Source organism: Bradyrhizobium sp. AS23.2 (assembly GCF_001908185.1).
In the GTDB taxonomy this organism is placed as follows: Bacteria; Pseudomonadota; Alphaproteobacteria; order Rhizobiales; family Xanthobacteraceae; genus Bradyrhizobium.
Map to the genome: position 1 here is coordinate 1 of NZ_LGHM01000174.1, position 16337 is coordinate 16337.

General features: G+C 65.5%; 16 protein-coding genes and 1 pseudogene. 6 read left to right on the forward strand and 11 right to left on the reverse strand.

Going from position 1 to position 16337, the window contains the following annotated elements:
* Positions 1-1229: DNA mismatch repair endonuclease MutL (gene mutL / locus AC630_RS33235; RefSeq protein WP_074122661.1), on the forward strand; the 1229-nt coding region annotated here is incomplete at its 5' end.
* A 110-nt stretch (positions 1230-1339) separates the two neighbouring features.
* Here the strand turns inward: mutL and rsmD are convergent.
* Positions 1340-1894 (reverse strand): 16S rRNA (guanine(966)-N(2))-methyltransferase RsmD, encoded by a 555-nt coding sequence (rsmD, locus tag AC630_RS33240; RefSeq protein WP_074122662.1) that lies wholly within the window; start codon positions 1892-1894, stop codon positions 1340-1342.
* A gap of 140 nt (positions 1895-2034) precedes the next feature.
* Positions 2035-4113 (reverse strand): pseudouridine synthase, encoded by a 2079-nt coding sequence (locus AC630_RS33245; protein ID WP_074122663.1) that lies wholly within the window; start codon positions 4111-4113, stop codon positions 2035-2037.
* Between the two features lie 119 nt (positions 4114-4232).
* Here AC630_RS33245 and AC630_RS33250 point away from each other — a divergent pair, with 119 nt between their 5' ends.
* Positions 4233-4691 carry a nucleoside deaminase gene (locus tag AC630_RS33250; RefSeq protein ID WP_074122664.1) on the forward strand — a complete coding sequence of 153 codons (459 nt, stop codon included), beginning with the start codon at positions 4233-4235 and terminating at the stop codon, positions 4689-4691.
* A gap of 145 nt (positions 4692-4836) precedes the next feature.
* Here the strand turns inward: AC630_RS33250 and AC630_RS33255 are convergent, their stop codons facing one another.
* The 5 genes and pseudogenes from AC630_RS33255 to AC630_RS33275 all read right to left on the reverse strand — a co-directional run bounded on the left by AC630_RS33255 (position 4837) and on the right by AC630_RS33275 (position 9333).
* Positions 4837-5739, reverse strand: a complete 903-nt coding sequence (locus tag AC630_RS33255; protein ID WP_074122665.1) for an alpha/beta fold hydrolase — start codon at positions 5737-5739, stop codon at positions 4837-4839.
* 230 nt (positions 5740-5969) lie between these two features.
* A complete protein-coding gene (gene purD, locus AC630_RS33260; protein ID WP_074122666.1) occupies positions 5970-7253 on the reverse strand; it encodes a phosphoribosylamine--glycine ligase in 1284 nt (427 codons plus the stop codon).
* Between the two features lie 221 nt (positions 7254-7474).
* Positions 7475-7775 (reverse strand): annotated as a pseudogene (locus AC630_RS33265) (winged helix-turn-helix domain-containing protein).
* A complete protein-coding gene (locus AC630_RS33270; RefSeq protein ID WP_074122667.1) occupies positions 7775-8326 on the reverse strand; it encodes a hypothetical protein in 552 nt (183 codons plus the stop codon). The pseudogene AC630_RS33265 and the gene AC630_RS33270 overlap by 1 nt, the downstream one beginning before the upstream one ends.
* Positions 8323-9333 carry an alpha/beta hydrolase gene (locus tag AC630_RS33275; RefSeq protein ID WP_074122668.1) on the reverse strand — a complete coding sequence of 337 codons (1011 nt, stop codon included), beginning with the start codon at positions 9331-9333 and terminating at the stop codon, positions 8323-8325. Before AC630_RS33275 ends, AC630_RS33270 begins: the two co-directional genes overlap by 4 nt.
* Positions 9334-9453: 120 nt before the next feature.
* On the opposite strand from AC630_RS33275, the gene xseA reads away from it, so the two are divergent.
* The gene (xseA, locus tag AC630_RS33280) at positions 9454-11094 is read left to right on the forward strand and encodes an exodeoxyribonuclease VII large subunit (RefSeq protein WP_083636479.1); all 1641 of its coding nucleotides are present in this window, start codon (positions 9454-9456) and stop codon (positions 11092-11094) included.
* A 178-nt stretch (positions 11095-11272) separates the two neighbouring features.
* Here the strand turns inward: xseA and AC630_RS44535 are convergent, their stop codons facing one another.
* Positions 11273-11422: a hypothetical protein gene (locus AC630_RS44535; RefSeq protein WP_143198508.1), complete on the reverse strand. Its 150-nt coding sequence runs from the start codon at positions 11420-11422 to the stop codon at positions 11273-11275.
* Between the two features lie 327 nt (positions 11423-11749).
* The gene (locus AC630_RS33290; RefSeq protein ID WP_074122671.1) at positions 11750-12580 is read right to left on the reverse strand and encodes a dienelactone hydrolase family protein; all 831 of its coding nucleotides are present in this window, start codon (positions 12578-12580) and stop codon (positions 11750-11752) included.
* 265 nt (positions 12581-12845) lie between these two features.
* On the opposite strand from AC630_RS33290, the gene AC630_RS33295 reads away from it, so the two are divergent.
* On the forward strand, positions 12846-13073 hold the full coding sequence (locus tag AC630_RS33295) for a DUF2093 domain-containing protein (protein ID WP_074122672.1): 228 nt from the start codon (positions 12846-12848) through the stop codon (positions 13071-13073).
* Positions 13074-13089: 16 nt separating this feature from the next.
* Here AC630_RS33295 and AC630_RS33300 read toward each other — a convergent pair whose 3' ends face one another.
* The gene (locus AC630_RS33300) at positions 13090-13395 is read right to left on the reverse strand and encodes a hypothetical protein (protein ID WP_074122673.1); all 306 of its coding nucleotides are present in this window, start codon (positions 13393-13395) and stop codon (positions 13090-13092) included.
* A gap of 378 nt (positions 13396-13773) precedes the next feature.
* Complete coding sequence (locus AC630_RS33305; RefSeq protein WP_074122674.1) at positions 13774-14172, reverse strand: hypothetical protein; 399 nt, start codon at positions 14170-14172, stop codon at positions 13774-13776.
* Between the two features lie 267 nt (positions 14173-14439).
* Between AC630_RS33305 and AC630_RS45835 the strand changes: the two genes are divergently transcribed.
* Positions 14440-14586, forward strand: coding sequence for a hypothetical protein (locus AC630_RS45835; RefSeq protein WP_502691562.1), 147 nt, complete (start codon positions 14440-14442; stop codon positions 14584-14586).
* Positions 14583-16286 (forward strand): arylsulfatase, encoded by a 1704-nt coding sequence (locus AC630_RS33310; protein ID WP_245330592.1) that lies wholly within the window; start codon positions 14583-14585, stop codon positions 16284-16286. The genes AC630_RS45835 and AC630_RS33310 overlap by 4 nt, the downstream gene beginning before the upstream one ends.
* Positions 16287-16337: the final 51 nt, after the last annotated feature.

Genomic DNA, 16337 nt, shown 5'->3' on the forward strand with positions numbered 1-16337 from the left:
TGACCTGGGCCGCGGCGCTGCCCGGCGCGGCCGGACGCCTGACCCGGCTCGGCGACATCCTGGGCGCGGAGTTTCGCAGCCACGCCATCGAGATCCACGCCGAGCGCGAGGGCGTCGTCGTCGCCGGCTATGCCGCAGCCCCCGCGCTGACGAAAGCCAACGCGCTCGGGCAATATCTCTTCGTCAACGGCCGCCCGGTGCGCGACAAGCTGATCCTGGGCGCGGTGCGCGCGGCCTATTCCGACTATCTGCCGCGCGACCGTCATCCGGTGCTGGCGCTGTTCGTCGCGCTGGATCCGCGCGAGGTCGACGCCAACGTGCATCCGGCCAAGACCGAGGTGCGATTCCGTAACGCGGGCCTCGTCCGCGCGCTGATCGTGCACGGATTGAAGGAAGGACTTGCGCGCGAGGGCCGGCGCACGGCCGCCAACAGCGGCGAGAGCGCATTGTCCTCGTTCCGGCCCGCTTTCACGCCGCGCCCGGCAAGCTGGGACTGGCGGGCTTCGCCAGCCGCCCCAGTCGGGCCGCTGCCGTCATTCGAGGGCGCGGCAGCTCCGGCGTTCGCCGAGCGCGCGCAGGCTGCATTCGACGTCGGCGCGCCAAGCGCGGACGTGCGGTTCGAGACGCAGCCCGTAGCTGACCTGGTCGATCGTCCGCTTGGCGCGGCGCGCACCCAGATCCACGAGACCTACATCGTCTCGCAGACCCGCGACGGCCTGATCATCGTCGACCAGCATGCCGCGCATGAGCGCATCGTCTATGAGCGGCTGAAAGCCTCGCTGGCCGCGAACGGCGTACAGCGGCAGATCCTCTTGATCCCCGAGATCGTCGAGATGGACGAGGCCACGGTCGAGCGGCTGCTCGAGCGCAGCGAAGAGCTTGCGTCATTCGGCCTTGCGATCGAATCCTTCGGCCCCGGCGCCGTTGCGGTACGCGAGACGCCGTCGCTGCTCGGCAAGACCAATGCGGGCGGGCTCCTGCGTGATCTCTCCGAGCACATGGCCGAATGGGACGAGGCGCTTCCTCTTGAGCGGCGCCTGATGCACGTCGCCGCCACCATGGCCTGCCACGGCTCGGTGCGCGCCGGCCGCAGGCTCAGGCCAGAGGAGATGAACGCCCTGCTCCGCGAGATGGAGGAAACGCCGAACTCCGGCCAGTGCAACCACGGCCGGCCGACTTATGTCGAGCTGAAGCTGTCGGACGTGGAGAAGCTGTTCGGGCGGAGGTAGCCCCGATGTCGTAGGGTGGGTTAGCGAAGCGTAACCCACCATGCTTCGGCGAATGCCGGACGAAGTAGGTGGGTTACGCCTTCGGCTAACCCACCCTACGAAGCGACAAGTTACGGCCTCTTCAGAAACACGAACTCCGTATCGTCATAAGCGCGCCGCTCCAGTTCCTCGAAGCCTTCGGGCGTCGCGAATTGCGCCGCCTTCGCCTCCTCCACCACCAGCAACGCGCCGGGCGTGAGCCAGCCGCCGTCACGCAGGCTCGCCAACGCCTTCTCCGCAAAGCCCTTGCCGTAGGGCGGATCGAGGAACACCAGCGAGAACGGCTCGACCGGATGCGCTGGCCCGAGATCCGTCGCATCGCGGCGATAGACCTTGGTCACGCCGCCTAAGCCCAGCGACTCGACATTGTTACGCAGCAGCGCGCGCGCTTCCGCACCATTGTCGACGAACAGCGTGAACTTTGCCCCGCGCGAGACCGCCTCAATGCCGAGCGCGCCGGTGCCGGCGAAGAGATCGAGCACGCGCGCATCCTGGATCGGATCGTCATAGGCGTGCACGAGGATGTTGAACACGGACTCGCGCAAACGATCCACCGTGGGGCGGATGTCGCGCGAGGACGGCGAGGCGAGATTGCGCCCCTTCAATCGACCGCCGACGACGCGCATCTAGATCTCCTCGTCATGCCCGGGCTTGTCCCGGGCATCCACGTTCTTCAGCCGTGGATGCAAGCAAGACGTGGATGGCCGGGTCAAGCCCGGCCATGACGACCTCTGACGGAGAGTCGGAGTCGCATCGGCCATTGGCCTTACTCGTCCCTGGGCTTCAGGTCGCGCTTGCCGTGATAGCCGCGCTTGGGACGGCGCGGCGGGCCGTAGCCGCTGGCCTCGAGCTCGTTGCGCTCGCGCGCCTCTTCGCTGCCGGTGCGCTGCACCAGCACGCGGCGGCCCTTGCGGTCGTTGATCACGGCGCGCTTGCTGGCGGGCTTCTTCTCGCGCGGTGCGTCGTGGTCGTGCGAGGCGGATTTCGAGGGCACGTCGAACTCGGCACCCGACTTCTCGATCACCTTGTCGCCGAGCTGCTCGCGCAGCACACGCGACCTGATCTCGTCGACCTGGCCTTCGGGGATCTCGCCGAGCTGGAACGGACCGTAGGACACGCGGATCAGCCGGTTCACCTCGAGCCCGAGATGGGCGCAGACATTGCGCACCTCGCGGTTCTTGCCTTCGCGGATCGCGAACACCAGCCAGACATTGGCGCCCTGGTCGCGCTCCAGCGTCGCCTCGATCGGACCGTATTTGACGCCCTCGACCTCGATGCCGTTCTTGAGCTCGTCGAGCTGCGCCTGGGTGACGTCGCCATGGGCGCGAACGCGATAGCGGCGCAGCCAGCCGGTATCCGGCAGCTCGAGCGTGCGCGCGAGTCCGCCATCATTGGTGAGCAGCAAGAGGCCTTCGGTGTTGAAGTCCAGCCGGCCGACGCTGATCAGACGCGGCAGGCCTTCGGGCAGATTGTCGAAGACGGTCGGACGCCCCTCGGGGTCGTCATGCGTCGTCATCAGCCCGCGCGGCTTGTGATAGAGGAACAGCCGCGTGCGCTCGCGCGGCGGCAACGGCTTGCCGTCGACGGCGACGACATCGTTCGGCGTCACGTCGAGCGCGGGCGAATTGATCACCCGGCCGTTGACGGTGACGCGGCCCTGCGTGACCATCTCCTCGGCGTCGCGGCGCGAGGCAAGGCCCGCGCGTGCCAGCGCCTTGGCGATGCGCTCGCCGGCCTTCTTCGGCTTCGGCTCTTCGTCCCGGCGCGGCCGCCGGTCGAAATCACGATCGCGCTCGCGGTAGGCGCCGCGGCCACCGAAGGCCGGACGCTTCTCGAAAATCCTGCTGTCATCCTCGTTGTCGCGGCGCGGACGGTCGCCGAAACGGCCCTCGCTGCGCGGATGCTCGTGCCAATCGGAGCGACCTTCGGAGCGCTCGCGCGGACGATCGAATTTCGGGCGGTCGCTGCCGCGCCCACCGCGTTCGCTATCGCCATCACGGCGGGGCCGATCGAACTTGGGTCGATCGAACTTGGGCCGATCAAATTGGGGCCGATCGCGGAACGGACGATCGCCCGAGGCGCGATCCTCGCGCGAGCGCGAGAACCGCGGACGGTCCTCGCCGCGGCCGCCTTCGCGGCGGTCGTCGCGCTGACGCCAGGGCTTTTCCTCGCCGCGATCACCGCCGCCGAAATCCTTGTCGAAGCTCTTGCGGGGCCGGTCGCCGTGCGGACGATCCTCGCGCTTCTGCCACGGCCTGGAATCGCCGCGCTCGCCCCGATCGCGCGGACGGTCGCCACGGTCGCGCTCGCGATCCGGTCCGCCCCGCGAAAACTTCCGCTCGCCTTCGAACTTGCGCTCCGGACGATCGCCACGCGGCGAATACGGCCGCTTGTCGCCAAACTTCTTGTCGCCGAACCGGCCGGCGGGGCGGGCGTCGTCGCGATCACGGCTGCGCGGCGGACGGTCGTCGCGTCCATAGGACGGGCGATCACCGCGCGGCTTGAACGAGCGCTTCTCGCCATCGCGTGACCCGCGGTCGGAGAAGGGGCGGTCGCCACGTGGCTTGAAGCTGCGTTCGCCACGATCCTCGCGAGCCCGGTCGTCGCGCTTGAAGCGCGGACGGTCGCTGAAGTCGCGGCGTGGCGCATCGCCCTCCTCGCGGCGGCGGAACGGACGGCCTTCACGGTCGCCGCGGGGCGGGCGGCTGTCGCGGTCGCCCTTGCTCTCAAAGCCGCGCTTGCCGAATTTCTTCTCGGGGCCACGCGGCTTGCCGCTGCGGCCCTTGGCAGGGCCTCGATCACGCCGGCCGCGGGAATCGTTGTGTTTGTCGCTGTCGCGAGGCATGAATAATCTCACTCACGGGGTAGCCAGAAAGCATTGTGCGCGCTCGTTCCGAGCCGCGTGCTCAGGCAAAATCGGTATCCACTCTTGCTGAAGGCGGAGCTAGTAGCAGGTTTCTGGCAATGATACGAGGCATGAAAGCCCCTTCTTTCATGGATTTGGCGCTCAAGACGGCCGAAAATGCCGGAAAATCGGGCGAAGTTCCGATCGGATGCGTCATCGTCCGCGATTACGAGGTCATCGCCACCGCCGGCAACCGGACGCTGACCGACCATGACCCCACGGCCCATGCCGAAATCATCGCGCTGCGCGAGGCCGCGAAAAAGATCGGCAGCGAGCGCCTCGTGGACTGCGACCTCTACGTGACGCTGGAGCCCTGCACCATGTGTGCGGGCGCGATCTCCTTTGCAAGGGTCCGGCGGCTCTATTACGGCGCCGCCGACCCCAAGGGCGGCGCGGTCGAGTCCGGAGTGCGCTTCTTCGCCTCGCCAACTTGCCATCATGTCCCGGACGTCTATTCCGGGGTCGGCGAAAGCGAAGCGGCGCGGCTGCTGAGGGAGTTCTTTCGGGAGCGGCGGTAGCAACCACGCTCTCAGGCGTCATGCCCCGCGAAGGCGGGGCATCCAGTACGCCGCAGCCTATCGGATCGAGCCACAACCGCCTCGGAATACTGGATCGCCCGGTCAAGCCGGGCGATGACAGTTGAATGTTTGGTACGCAGTGCCTTCAAGCCGAGAAGAACTCGCGCAGCGCCTTTGCGGTGACCTCCGGGTTCTCCTCGGTGAGGAAGTGGCCGGAATCTACCGGCATGCCGTCGACATTCGTCGCCCATTGTTTCCAGGTATCGAGCGGGGTGGATGCGGCTTGGGCGATGCCGGCATTGCCCCACAGCGCCAGCATCGGGACCGTGATCTTCTTGCCGGCCTCGAAATCGGCCTTGTCGAGGTCGTAGTCGAAATAGGCGCCGGCGCGATAATCCTCGCACATCGCGTGCACGCGGGCGGGATCGCGGAACGGGGCGATGTAGTGCGCGAGTGCGCGCTCATCGATCGCATCGAGCGTCTTCGACTTGGTCTGGCTCGCCATCTTGAAGCGGAGGAAGAACTCGCCATTGCTCGAGATCAGCGTCTCGGGCAGCGGCGCGGGCTGCGCGAGGAAGGTCCAGTGATAGATCTTCAGCGCATAGGCGCGGTTCATCCGCTCCCAGTAATTGTAGGTCGGCAGGATATCGAGCACGGCAAGGCGCGACAGCCGGCCGGGATGGTCGAGCGCGAGGCGGTAGGAGACGCGGCCGCCGCGGTCGTGGCCGGCGAGCGCGAAGTGCACGTGGCCGAGGCTCTCCATCGCCTCGACCATGGCCTTCGCCATCGCGCGCTTGCCGTAGGGCAAATGCTGCGCGTCGCTCTCGGGCATGTCCGACCAGCCATAGCCCGGCAAATCAGCGATGATCAGCGTGAACCTGTCCGCAAGCTGCGGCGCCACGCGGTGCCACATCACGTTGGTCTCGGAGAAGCCGTGCAGGAGCAGCAGCGGCGGCCCGCTGCCGCCGATGCGCGCGAAGACGCGCCCGGAGGAGGTATTGAGCCATTCGGAGGCGAAGCCCGGATAGAGGTCGGCGAGATCGGACATGGTTCCTCCCGATTGGCATTCCCGGCCCTCCTTTTCGGAGTGGCCACGGCGCTCCCGACAAAAATGTCGAAAACAACCCCATGCAAAGTAGCACGGTGGTGACCCGTGAGGGTTGCTAACCCCAACAGCCGATTGCGCATTTTTGGAATGTCGATGTGGCGGAGCGGTGGCGGCGCCAAACCCTCGAGATTCGGGGTCGGCGCGTTTCGCGCGCCGTCCGGAATGACGAGCTAGTTCTTGGCCTTCTCCGCTTCCACCGCCTGCCAGCCGATGTCGCGGCGGCAGAAGCCCTCGGGCCAGTTGATGCGGTCGACGGCCTGATAGGCACGGCCTTGCGCTTCCGTTACGGTCTTGCCGAGCGCGCAGACATTGAGCACACGGCCGCCATTGGCGAGGATCGCGCCATCCTTCGCCACCGTGCCGGCGTGGAAGATCTCGACGGTGTCGACCTTCGCGGCCTCGTCGAGCCCCTCGATGCGCGTGCCCTTCTGATAGTCGCCGGGATAGCCCTTCGCCGCCATCACCACCGTGAGCGCGGATTCCGGATACCAGCGCAGATCAAAATGCTTCAACTCCCCGTCGCAGGCGGCAATGAACGCCGGCACGATGTCCGACATCATGCGCAGCATCAGGACCTGGCACTCGGGGTCGCCGAAACGCACGTTGAACTCGAACAGTTTCGGGCCCTGCGTCGTCAGCATGATCCCGGCATAGAGCACGCCGCGGAACGGCGTGCCGCGCTTCTTCATGCCGGCAACCGTCGGCAAAATGATCCTGGCCATGATCGCGTCGTGGATCGCCGGCGTGACCAGCGGCGTCGGCGAATAGGCGCCCATGCCGCCCGTGTTCGGGCCGACGTCGTGATCGAACACGCGCTTGTGGTCCTGGGCTGAGGCGAGCGGAATGGCGGTCTCGCCGTCGCAGAGCGCGAAGAAGCTGATCTCGCGGCCGGGCAGGAACTCCTCGATCACGACCTCTGCGCCAGCCTCGCCGAAAGCGCCCTCGAACATCATGGCGATGGCATCCTCCGCCTCGCGCACGGTCTTGGCGACGACGACGCCCTTGCCGGCGGCAAGACCGTCGGCCTTCACGACGATCGGCGCGCCCTGGCTGTTCACATAGTCGCGCGCGTCCCTGGCGTTGGTGAAGCGCTTGTAGGCGCCGGTCGGAATGCCGAATTCGGTGCAGAGCGCCTTGGTGAACCCCTTGGAGCTTTCGAGCTGGGCGGCCGCCTTGCTCGGTCCGAACGCCTTGATGCCGGCGGCGGTGAGGTCATCGACGATGCCGGCCGCCAGTGGCGTCTCCGGGCCGACCACCACGAGCTCGACCGCGTTCTTCTTGCAGAAGTCGATCACGGCGGCATGGTCGGCGACATCGAGCGCCACGCATTCCGCCTCGCGCGCGATGCCGGCATTGCCAGGCGCGCACCAGAATTTGGTCACCAGGGTGGAGGCTGCGATTTTCCATGCGAGAGCATGTTCGCGGCCGCCGGAACCGAGCAGGAGAATGTGCATCGAAGGCTCGAAAAGTGGGGTTTGCTGGACGCGTCGGTCGCACGAATCGGCGCGCGTCTCAAGGGGGCTGGCCCCAAACTCCCCCGTCATTCCGGGGCGCGGCGAAGCCGCGAGCCCGGAATCCATAACCACCATCTTGAGTATGGATTCCGGGCTCGCGCCAAGAGGGCGCGCCCCGGAATGACGGCGGAGAGAGGGGACGCCCCGGAATGACGGCGGAGCTAGACCTGCTTGCCCGCAATGATCTCCTGCAACGTCGCGACATGCCGTGCGAAGGCGCCGCGGCCGGCTGCGGTCGCGGTCACCGTCGTCTGCGGCTTCTTGCCGACGAACGCCTTCTCCACCGAGACGTACCCCCGCCTTGGCCAAGGTCTCGATATGGGCGCCGAGATTGCCATCGGTCGCGCCGGTGAGCTTCTTCAGCCGCGCGAATTCCAGGCCTGCGCCCGTCGGCAGCGCGTTCAGCGCCGCCATGATCTTCAGGCGCAGCGGCTGATGGATGATGTCGTCGAGCTCGGCCATCAGATCCGCCGCATCCAGAGGCCGCCGAGGATCAGGCCACCGCCGTTGACGAAGGCCATCCAGAGCGGGAATGCCTCGCCGATGTAGAAGAAACCGATCAGCGTCAGCGCAATGATGCCGAGACCGATCGCCACGAACGCGTAGCCGAACCAGAGACCGGCGAGCGTGTAGAACAGCATGAAATAGATCGGCCAGAACGCACCGAGCTGGCGCGGACCGAAATGACCGATCACGCTGGTGCAGAGGTAGCCGAATGCGAAGAACAACGCGAACACCAGCAGCAGCCGGATGTCGAAGGCCGCAGCATGAGTCTGCGGCGGATTGAGCAGGCGGATAGCAACCAGGCCGCCGACACCCAGGATGTCGACGGCGGGCCACGCGTAAACCGCGTAGATCGGCCAAAGCCAGGTCACGACGTTACCGGCGAAGACCAGAGCACCCCACCACAGCGCCCCAAGACTTGCCAGTTCGTAGAGCTGCGATTGCCGCAGGCGCTGGACGATATCGTCGATATCGGCGAGCGCCTCGGCGGCCTGCTTGCTGTCGATCATGACTGTCCGCTCCCGCGCGTTGCCACGTCGTCGGCGATGGCGGAGACCGCCTTCGGGTTGGTGACGATTCCCATGTGGTTGACGCCCTCGATCACCTTGACGTCGACGGATGGCTTTGTGGCCTGCACGGTCTCGGCATATTTGTCGGAGATCATCATCTCGTCCTCGGCGCCACCGAAGATCGTGAGCGGATGCTTCACCGCCGGCAGATCGAGGCGATAGCCGCGTGTCGCAAAGTTGCGCATGAGGCGATCCGAATAGGTCGCGACCAGGAACCGCTCGGAATTCGGGGGCACGGCGAAGGCGAGCACCGGAAGCTGCGAGCAGCAATCGATGCCGAGCTTGCGCAGCGCTGTCAGCGCAAGGAAACGCGGAATGTCGGCATTGGCCCAGCCGCCGGAATGCGGCCTGTTGGTCGGTGCGTCGTAGCCGAGATAGGGCGCAACCAGCACGGTGCGGACGAACAGATCCTGCATGATCGGCGTCGCGGCGACGCGCAGCGAGAAGCCGGCGCCGGCGGAATGGCCGATCAGGGTCAGCGGCAGATCGGGCGCGGCCCCGCGGACCTGCGCGACGAAGTCGACGAGATCATCCTCGAGCTGGCCGACATAGCCGATATCGCCGCGCGTGCCGGAGGCACCGTGGCCGCGCATGTCGAGCGCCCAGGTCTCGACGCCGCGCCCAGCGAGCGCCGCGGTCAGCGCGTGGTTGATCGTGCCGGAGGAGCCGGAAGAGCCGTGGATGAAGATGGCACCACGCCCGGCGGCGGCGCCGCTCGGGGCGTAGTGGCGATAACCGAGCCAAGTGCCGTCGCGGGCCTGGAAGCGCTCCAGCGCCGGCATCGTGGACCAGTCGATACCCTTGGCGGAGTCCGAGACTGAGCGCATCTCGGCAGGCCGCTCCAGCGGCATCGCGATCATCGCGGTCAACAACAGCGCCACGGCGCCGACTGCGCACAGGCTCCATTTCAGCAAGCTCAGAGCACCTCGCAGCAACTGCATCGCCATGGCGCAAACTCCGTTGATCTTACCGTCAATAGAGAACTCTATAATATAGAGTACTCTTATGATCAATTCCCGGATTGGCGCCGTGCCGCGAAAATCCTTAACGTCGGGTCTGACCCCAAAATGCCGAATCGTTTGCCGATGCCGCCTGCGGAACAACTGCTCAACGCGCCCGAATTCACCGTTTCCGAGCTCTCGCTGTCCCTGAAGCGGACGGTCGAGGACGCCTTTGGCCATGTCCGGGTTCGCGGCGAGATCTCGGGCTTTCGGGGGCCCCACTCCTCCGGCCATTGCTATTTCGCGCTCAAGGACGAGAGCGCCAAGATCGAGGCGGTGATCTGGAAGGGCGTGCACGGCCGCATGCGCTTCAAGCCCCAGGAAGGGCTCGAGGTCATCGCGACCGGCAAGCTCACCACCTATCCGGGCTCCTCGAAGTACCAGATCGTGATCGAGGCGCTGGAGCCGGCCGGCATCGGCGCGCTGATGGCGCTGATGGAGGAGCGCAAGAAGAAGCTCGCTGCCGAGGGCCTGTTCGACGAGGCGCGAAAACAGCTCCTGCCCTGGCTGCCGGAGGTGATCGGCGTCGTGACCTCGCCGACCGGCGCCGTGATCCGCGACATCCTGCATCGGCTCGAGGATCGCTTCCCGCGCCACGTGCTGGTGTGGCCGGTCAAGGTGCAGGGCGAAGGCTCGGCCGAGCAGGTCGCAGCCGCGATCCGCGGCTTCAACGCGCTGCCGGAAGGCGGCAAGATCCCGCGCCCCGACGTGCTGATCGTCGCGCGCGGCGGCGGCTCGCTGGAGGACCTCTGGTCGTTCAACGAGGAGATCGTGGTGCGCGCTGCGGCCGAGAGCATGATCCCGCTGATCTCGGCGGTGGGGCACGAGACCGACATCACGCTGATCGATTTCGTCGCCGACAAGCGCGCCCCGACGCCGACGGCTGCGGCCGAGATGGCGGTGCCGGTGCGCAGCGAATTGTTCGTCGAGGTCGCCGACCTCGCGCGGCGCACGCGCGCCTATTGGCAGCGCGCCCATGAGAGCCGCCGCAGCGAGCTGCGTGCAGCTGCGCGCGCACTGCCGGCAGCCGGCGATCTGCTCGCGATCCCGCGGCAGCGGCTGGATTCGGCGGGCGCTGCCCTGCCCCGCGGGCTCAAGGCCAACACGCATGCGCATTTCCGCAGGTTCACCGCCGCCAGCGCAAAGCTGACGCTGCGCGTGCTGCACGGCCAGATCGCGCAGGCCGATCATCGCCTCACCGTGTGCGGCGAGCGGCTCGGCCTGTCCGCACGCTCACTGCTCCGGCAGCGGCGCGACCGCTTTGCCGGGCTCGAGGTACGCTTGCGCGCCTCAAAGCTCTCCAACGCGCAGGCGCAGCGCAACGCGATTCTCCGCCAGCGCGAGCGCACGCATCGTCTTGCCGAACGCGCCAGCCGCGCGCTTGTCACGTTGCTGCAGCGGTTAGATGCCCGCGTCGAGAACAGCGGCAAGCTGCTCTCGGCCCTGTCCTATCGCAGCGTGCTCGCCCGCGGTTTCGCGCTCGTGCGCGACGAGGCCGGCCATCCCCTGCATTCGGCAGACGCGATCGGGCCAAACGCGCGGCTCGAGATCGAGTTTGCTGATGGCCGCGTTGCGGCGACTGCGGATGCGGATCGCCCTGCCCCGGCCGCCAGGCGCGCGCCATCACAACCGAAGCCGGCCGCGCAAGACGCCAAGCCCGCGCCGAAGCGCGCGGCCAAGCCGGTGGATCAGGGTAGTCTGTTCTGAGCGCGGCGGTCGGCATTCCGCCGTCGGTGTCGTTCCCCGCCACCGGGTCTCGCCTTCGGCGAGCCCTGCTCCAGCGGGAATCCAGTACGCCGCAGCTTCTCGGTGAATCACAGGCGTCTCGGAGTACTGGATCGCCCGGTCAAGCCGGGCGATGACACCGAGTATGCGGGCGGCGTGCCTACCGGCAGGACAATCCCGCGTCGATCGTGGTCCAGAAGCCACAATGCTCCGGCGCGCGCTGCGGAGCGCCGGCATGGGCTTCGAACAGGAAGATCGCGACGGTGAAGACGACCAGTGCGGAGGAGAAGAGGACAATGCGGTTGCGCATGTAGATTGCGTTTAATCGACATCGTGGTCGAACTATGGCGCGGCTAGAGCCTTTTCCGTTCCGATGGAATCGGAACGGGGCTCTAGATTCTTGTTTTGACGCGTTTTCTTTACGCGAACCGGTATCCACTTCGCTCGAAAACGCTCTAGACGTTGAAACCGGTTCGTCACGCCATCCGTAGATTCATGGTCGGCCATCATGTTCCGTGCAGGGCGGTGGTCGATGCGGGGCCGTCCGTCTGACGTTGTTCCTCGGGCGGCCCCGCTTCCGCCTTCGCTCTACGAGCTACGGCGGACAAGTCGCTCCATCCGGGGTACGGCACCGTTACTACCGCGCCAACCACTCCGCGACTTCCTTCTGCGACTCCGCACGCGCGTCCGCATCGGTACCGAGATGGCCGTGCTCGGGCGCCGCGGCGTCGGTGCTTCCGGCGAGCGCTTGCAGCGGCGTGTCGGCGCGATCGAAATCGTGATAGGCACCGGGATAGACCACGATGCGCGCGAGCGCGCTGCGGCCGTATGCGCCGTCCACCATCTGGCGGCAGGCCGGCGGCGACGACACGTCGTCATTGGCGCCGATCAGCACAAGGGTCGGCACCCGCGTGCTCCAGCCGAGGCCGGCGGAAATCCGGCAGTCCGGGTAGAACGCGATCGCGGCGCGGAAATCAGGGCTCGCATCGCGCGCGGCGCTCTGCGGACGCACCGCCCACAGCAGCGCGCTCGCGCCGTTCGCCCAGCCGATCAGGCTGACGCGGCTGCGCGCCACCCAGGTCTGCTTCATCAGCCAGGCGCGCGACGCCGCGATGTCGGCAACGCGCTCGCGCCGCGCCTTGACGCGCATCTCCTTGACGCGGCATTGCGGCCCGAGTTCGCGCGAGCCGTAGCTGTCAGGCAGCAGCACGGCGTTGCCGGTCTTGAGCAGCCGCTCGACCCAGTCGCGATAACGCGGCAGCACCGGATCGGAATGGCTGCCGAGTCCGCCGCAGTCGTGCAGCGCGATCACGGTCGGAAACGGTCCGTCACCCTCGGGCTTGTAGAGCTGCGCATGCAGGATTCCGGACGCCAGCGGAATGTCGACCTGCTGCGGCGCAGGCGCCGGCGCGGCGCGCGCGGCCGACATCAGGAGTGTCAGGAACAGGGCGGTCAGTCGAAGGCGCATCGGACTCTGCCGTATGAGGAACCGGCCTGTGCAGGCGACCGCTGTTTGAGCATGCACTTTGCGCTAACGCGGCCCTTTGGGTCCGGATCATGCTCCGGACCAACGATCCTTCGCCCGAGCACTATCATGCGGGAACGGCGCCAAAACATCATAAACCGGTGGGTTTACCGGGCGGACAAGCCACCCTATCTATGCTACATCCCGTCCAACACATCGTGCCCTCCAGGGTTTTCCACGGAGAGGCCATCCACGGAGACTTTCGACCGTGCTGAACAAATTCGGCCCCTCGGGCCATGGCGAAGCGCAGGTGCAATATCTCGACGGCGATTTCCGCGTGATCTCGCCGGGGACCTTCGTGCGCTGCGCGATCACCGACACGCGGATCCCGCTCGACGAATTGAAGTACTGGAGCGTGGACCGGCAGGAAGCCTACGCCACGCCCACCGCCGTGTTGCAGCGGCACTTCCCCGGCGCGCTGAAGCCGCAGCCGTGAGACCGCGCCCGCGCGGCTATTGCTGCTCCGTGCCATCCGCGCCCACGCAGGTCTTGATGAAGCTCTTCCGGGGCTCGCCGACGACCTTCTGATCAACCGCCTGTTTCAGGCAATCGAGCCGCGCCTGCGCCATGCAGAGTTGCATCTGGTCGCGCTTGTCCTGTCCCTTCAGGTTTTGCGTCGTCGCCAGGCACGTGACGCGCTTGGTCGCGGGAACCGGCACCGTGCCGGTTGGAGCGGCCGGCGGCGTCGTTTGCGCAAACATGGGCGCAATGATCAGACACACAAGGCTGGCGGCGACGGCCGCGAACGGCAGTTTCATCGAATTCTCCTGATCGGACTTAAACCGATAGGTGTCTTGCGATGAATGTCGTCTGAATGGCAGGCTGCCGTCCAGTGGGCAAAGCGACTTGTCCGCCGAAGCTCAGAGAGCGAAGGCGGAAGCGTGCCCACCACGTCCGCTTTCGGGCAGGGCTATCGCATATGAAGAAAAGCGTGGCGGGCAGCTCGCCTGCGGCCATCCTTCGAGACGCCCGCCTACGGCGGGCCCTCAGGATGAGGTCGCGTTTCCCGGCGACATATCAAACCCTCATGGTGAGGAGCCCGCAGTAGCGGGCATAGCGGACGATGCTTCTCATCGCCGCGAGAACCTTGCAGGCCGAGCACGCAGACGTTCTGCGATCCTCGCAAACCGTCGACTTCACATCGGGCAGCGAACGTACAGCATGTCCATTGGCACAGGCCCCTTGGAGCTGAGTGTGATCTTATTCTCTCCGGTGGGTTTCACGTCGAATGTGATATCCGAAATCGCGACGCCGTCCGAGCACGACGCGATCACTCGCACATCCGGCCCGTCATCGTGCCTCGACTTGACGGTGCATTTCTGAAATGTGCCGGTTATCTCCCTTCCCTGGACGATTAAACCGCCCGCGTTGAGATCAGCATCCTTCTTGAACGCAAGCTTGTTGTCCTCCTTGGTAAAAATAGTACCGCAGGCCGCAGCGTCGATCGTCCATGCTCCGTTCAAATCCGCAGACTGCGCCGAGGCCGATTGTACAACGAGCAGTATTAGCGACAGCAAGGGGTTGAATGTTTTCATGAAACTCTCCGATGAGATAGCCAATGAGCTACTGGAGCCCGTTCGATTGAACGTGGAATTGTCGTCAAAACCGGTCGCTGCGAAGCAGGCAAGCGTCGCACGCCTTCGATGGCTTTCGCGTCACTCTCAAGACGCTTGGCGTGCAAGGGATTGGCGGCTCTCTCGTTGATCTAGGTCAATCCTTTGATCTGGATCAATTCAGAGCTGTACTGCGCTGCTCCTCTCAACCCGATCTTCCACCAAAGGCCCCGCTTACCAGGATATTGCGTGAGGGTGCTTAAAGGCGGCTGGCATCTTTGCGATCTCGACTATTGCCGCCGTTATCGATCCGCCGCGCCCAATGCCGAGCTGATCGACACCAGCGCGAGCCACGCCGGCTTCTGGTGCATCGCCAGGAAGAGGATCATGTCATGAGTAACGATAGGATTCCGGCAGAGCCAAACAAGGGCACGGGCCCCAACAGCGCAGGATTGAAGCGCCGCGATCTGTTGTTGAGCGGCAGTTCTATCGTCGCGGCTTCAGCACTCTCTGCGGTCGGCGCAACAAGCTTCGCGCAAGCGCAGCAACCAGCCCCCGCGCCGGCCGGACAACGGCCCAATATCGTCGTCATCATGGGGGACGATATCGGCATCTGGAATATCGGTGCTTACCATCGTGGCATGATGGCCGGCCGGACGCCGAACCTCGACAAGATCGCGGCAGAGGGCATGCTGTTTACCGATTACTACGCCGAGGCGAGCTGCACCGCGGGCCGCGCCAACTTCATCACCGGCGAGCTGCCGATCCGCACCGGCATGACCACGGTCGGCCAGGCCGGCGCTCCCACAGGCATCCCGGCGGAGGCCGTGACCATTGCCGCTGCGCTCAAAGGCATGGGGTATGCCACCGGCCAGTTCGGCAAGAACCACCTTGGCGACAAGAACGAGTTTCTGCCGACAGTACATGGCTTCGACGAATTCTTCGGCTACTTGTATCACCTCGATGCGATGGAAGATCCGGCCCACCCCGGTTATCCGCAGGACCTGTTGAACGTCGTCGGTCCGCGCAACATGCTCCATACGTGGGCGACCGATGTGGACGATGCCACCGTGGATCCGCGCTGGGGCAAGGTGGGCAAGCAGAGGATTGAGGACGCCGGAACGCTCTATCCCAAGCGGATGGAAACCGTGGACGACGAAATCCGGGACCTTGCCTTGAAGTTCATTGAAAAGGCCAAGGCCGACAACAAGCCGTTCTTCCTGTGGCTCAATCCAACCCGCATGCACATCGTCACGCACTTGTCGCCAAAGTACGAGGCGATGCGCAACTCCAAGAACGGTTGGTCGATCCATGAAGCCGGCATGGCGCAGCTCGACGACGATGTCGGCATCGTCATGCAAAAGCTCAAGGACATGGGCGTGGATGACAACACCATTGTCATCTTCACCACCGACAACGGCACCGAGGTCTTCACCTGGCCGGATGGCGGGCAGACGCCTTTCGCGCAGAGCAAAGGTACGGTCCTGGAAGGCGGCTTCCGCGTGCCGGCGATGATCCGCTGGCCGGGCAAGGTGCCAGCCGGCAAGGTCGAGAACGGCCTCATCTCCGGACTGGATTGGTTCCCGACCTTGCTGGCCGCTGCCGGCAACCCGAACATTGCCGAGGAGCTGAAGAAGGGCAAGCAAATCGGGGACCGCACCTACAAGTGCCATCTGGACGGCTATAGTCAGATGGACATGATCACCGGCAAGGGGCCGTCGAACCGACACGAAATCTGGTACTTCGGCGAGAGCGAACTGGGGGCCGTGCGCATCGACGACTACAAGTATCGCTTCATCGACCAGCCCGCGGGGTGGCTGGGCGAAAAGACCAAGGTTGACGTTCCCTATCTGATCAACCTTCGTCTCGATCCGTTCGAACGGACGGGCTGGCCCGATAGCGGGACGAAATACGGCGCGCAACAATACTTCGACTGGTTCAAGTATGAATTCTGGCGCTTCGTCTTCGTCCAGCAGGAGGTCGAGAAACTGGCGAGGACCGCGATCGAGTTTCCGCCGATGCAGAAGGGCGCGAGCTTCAACCTCGATGCTGTGAAGGCAAAGATCGAGGCCGCCAGGACGGCGATGGCAAAATAGGTTGCGTTTATGATCGCGATGGTGGGACAGCCGAAGTTCAGGCTGTCCCAC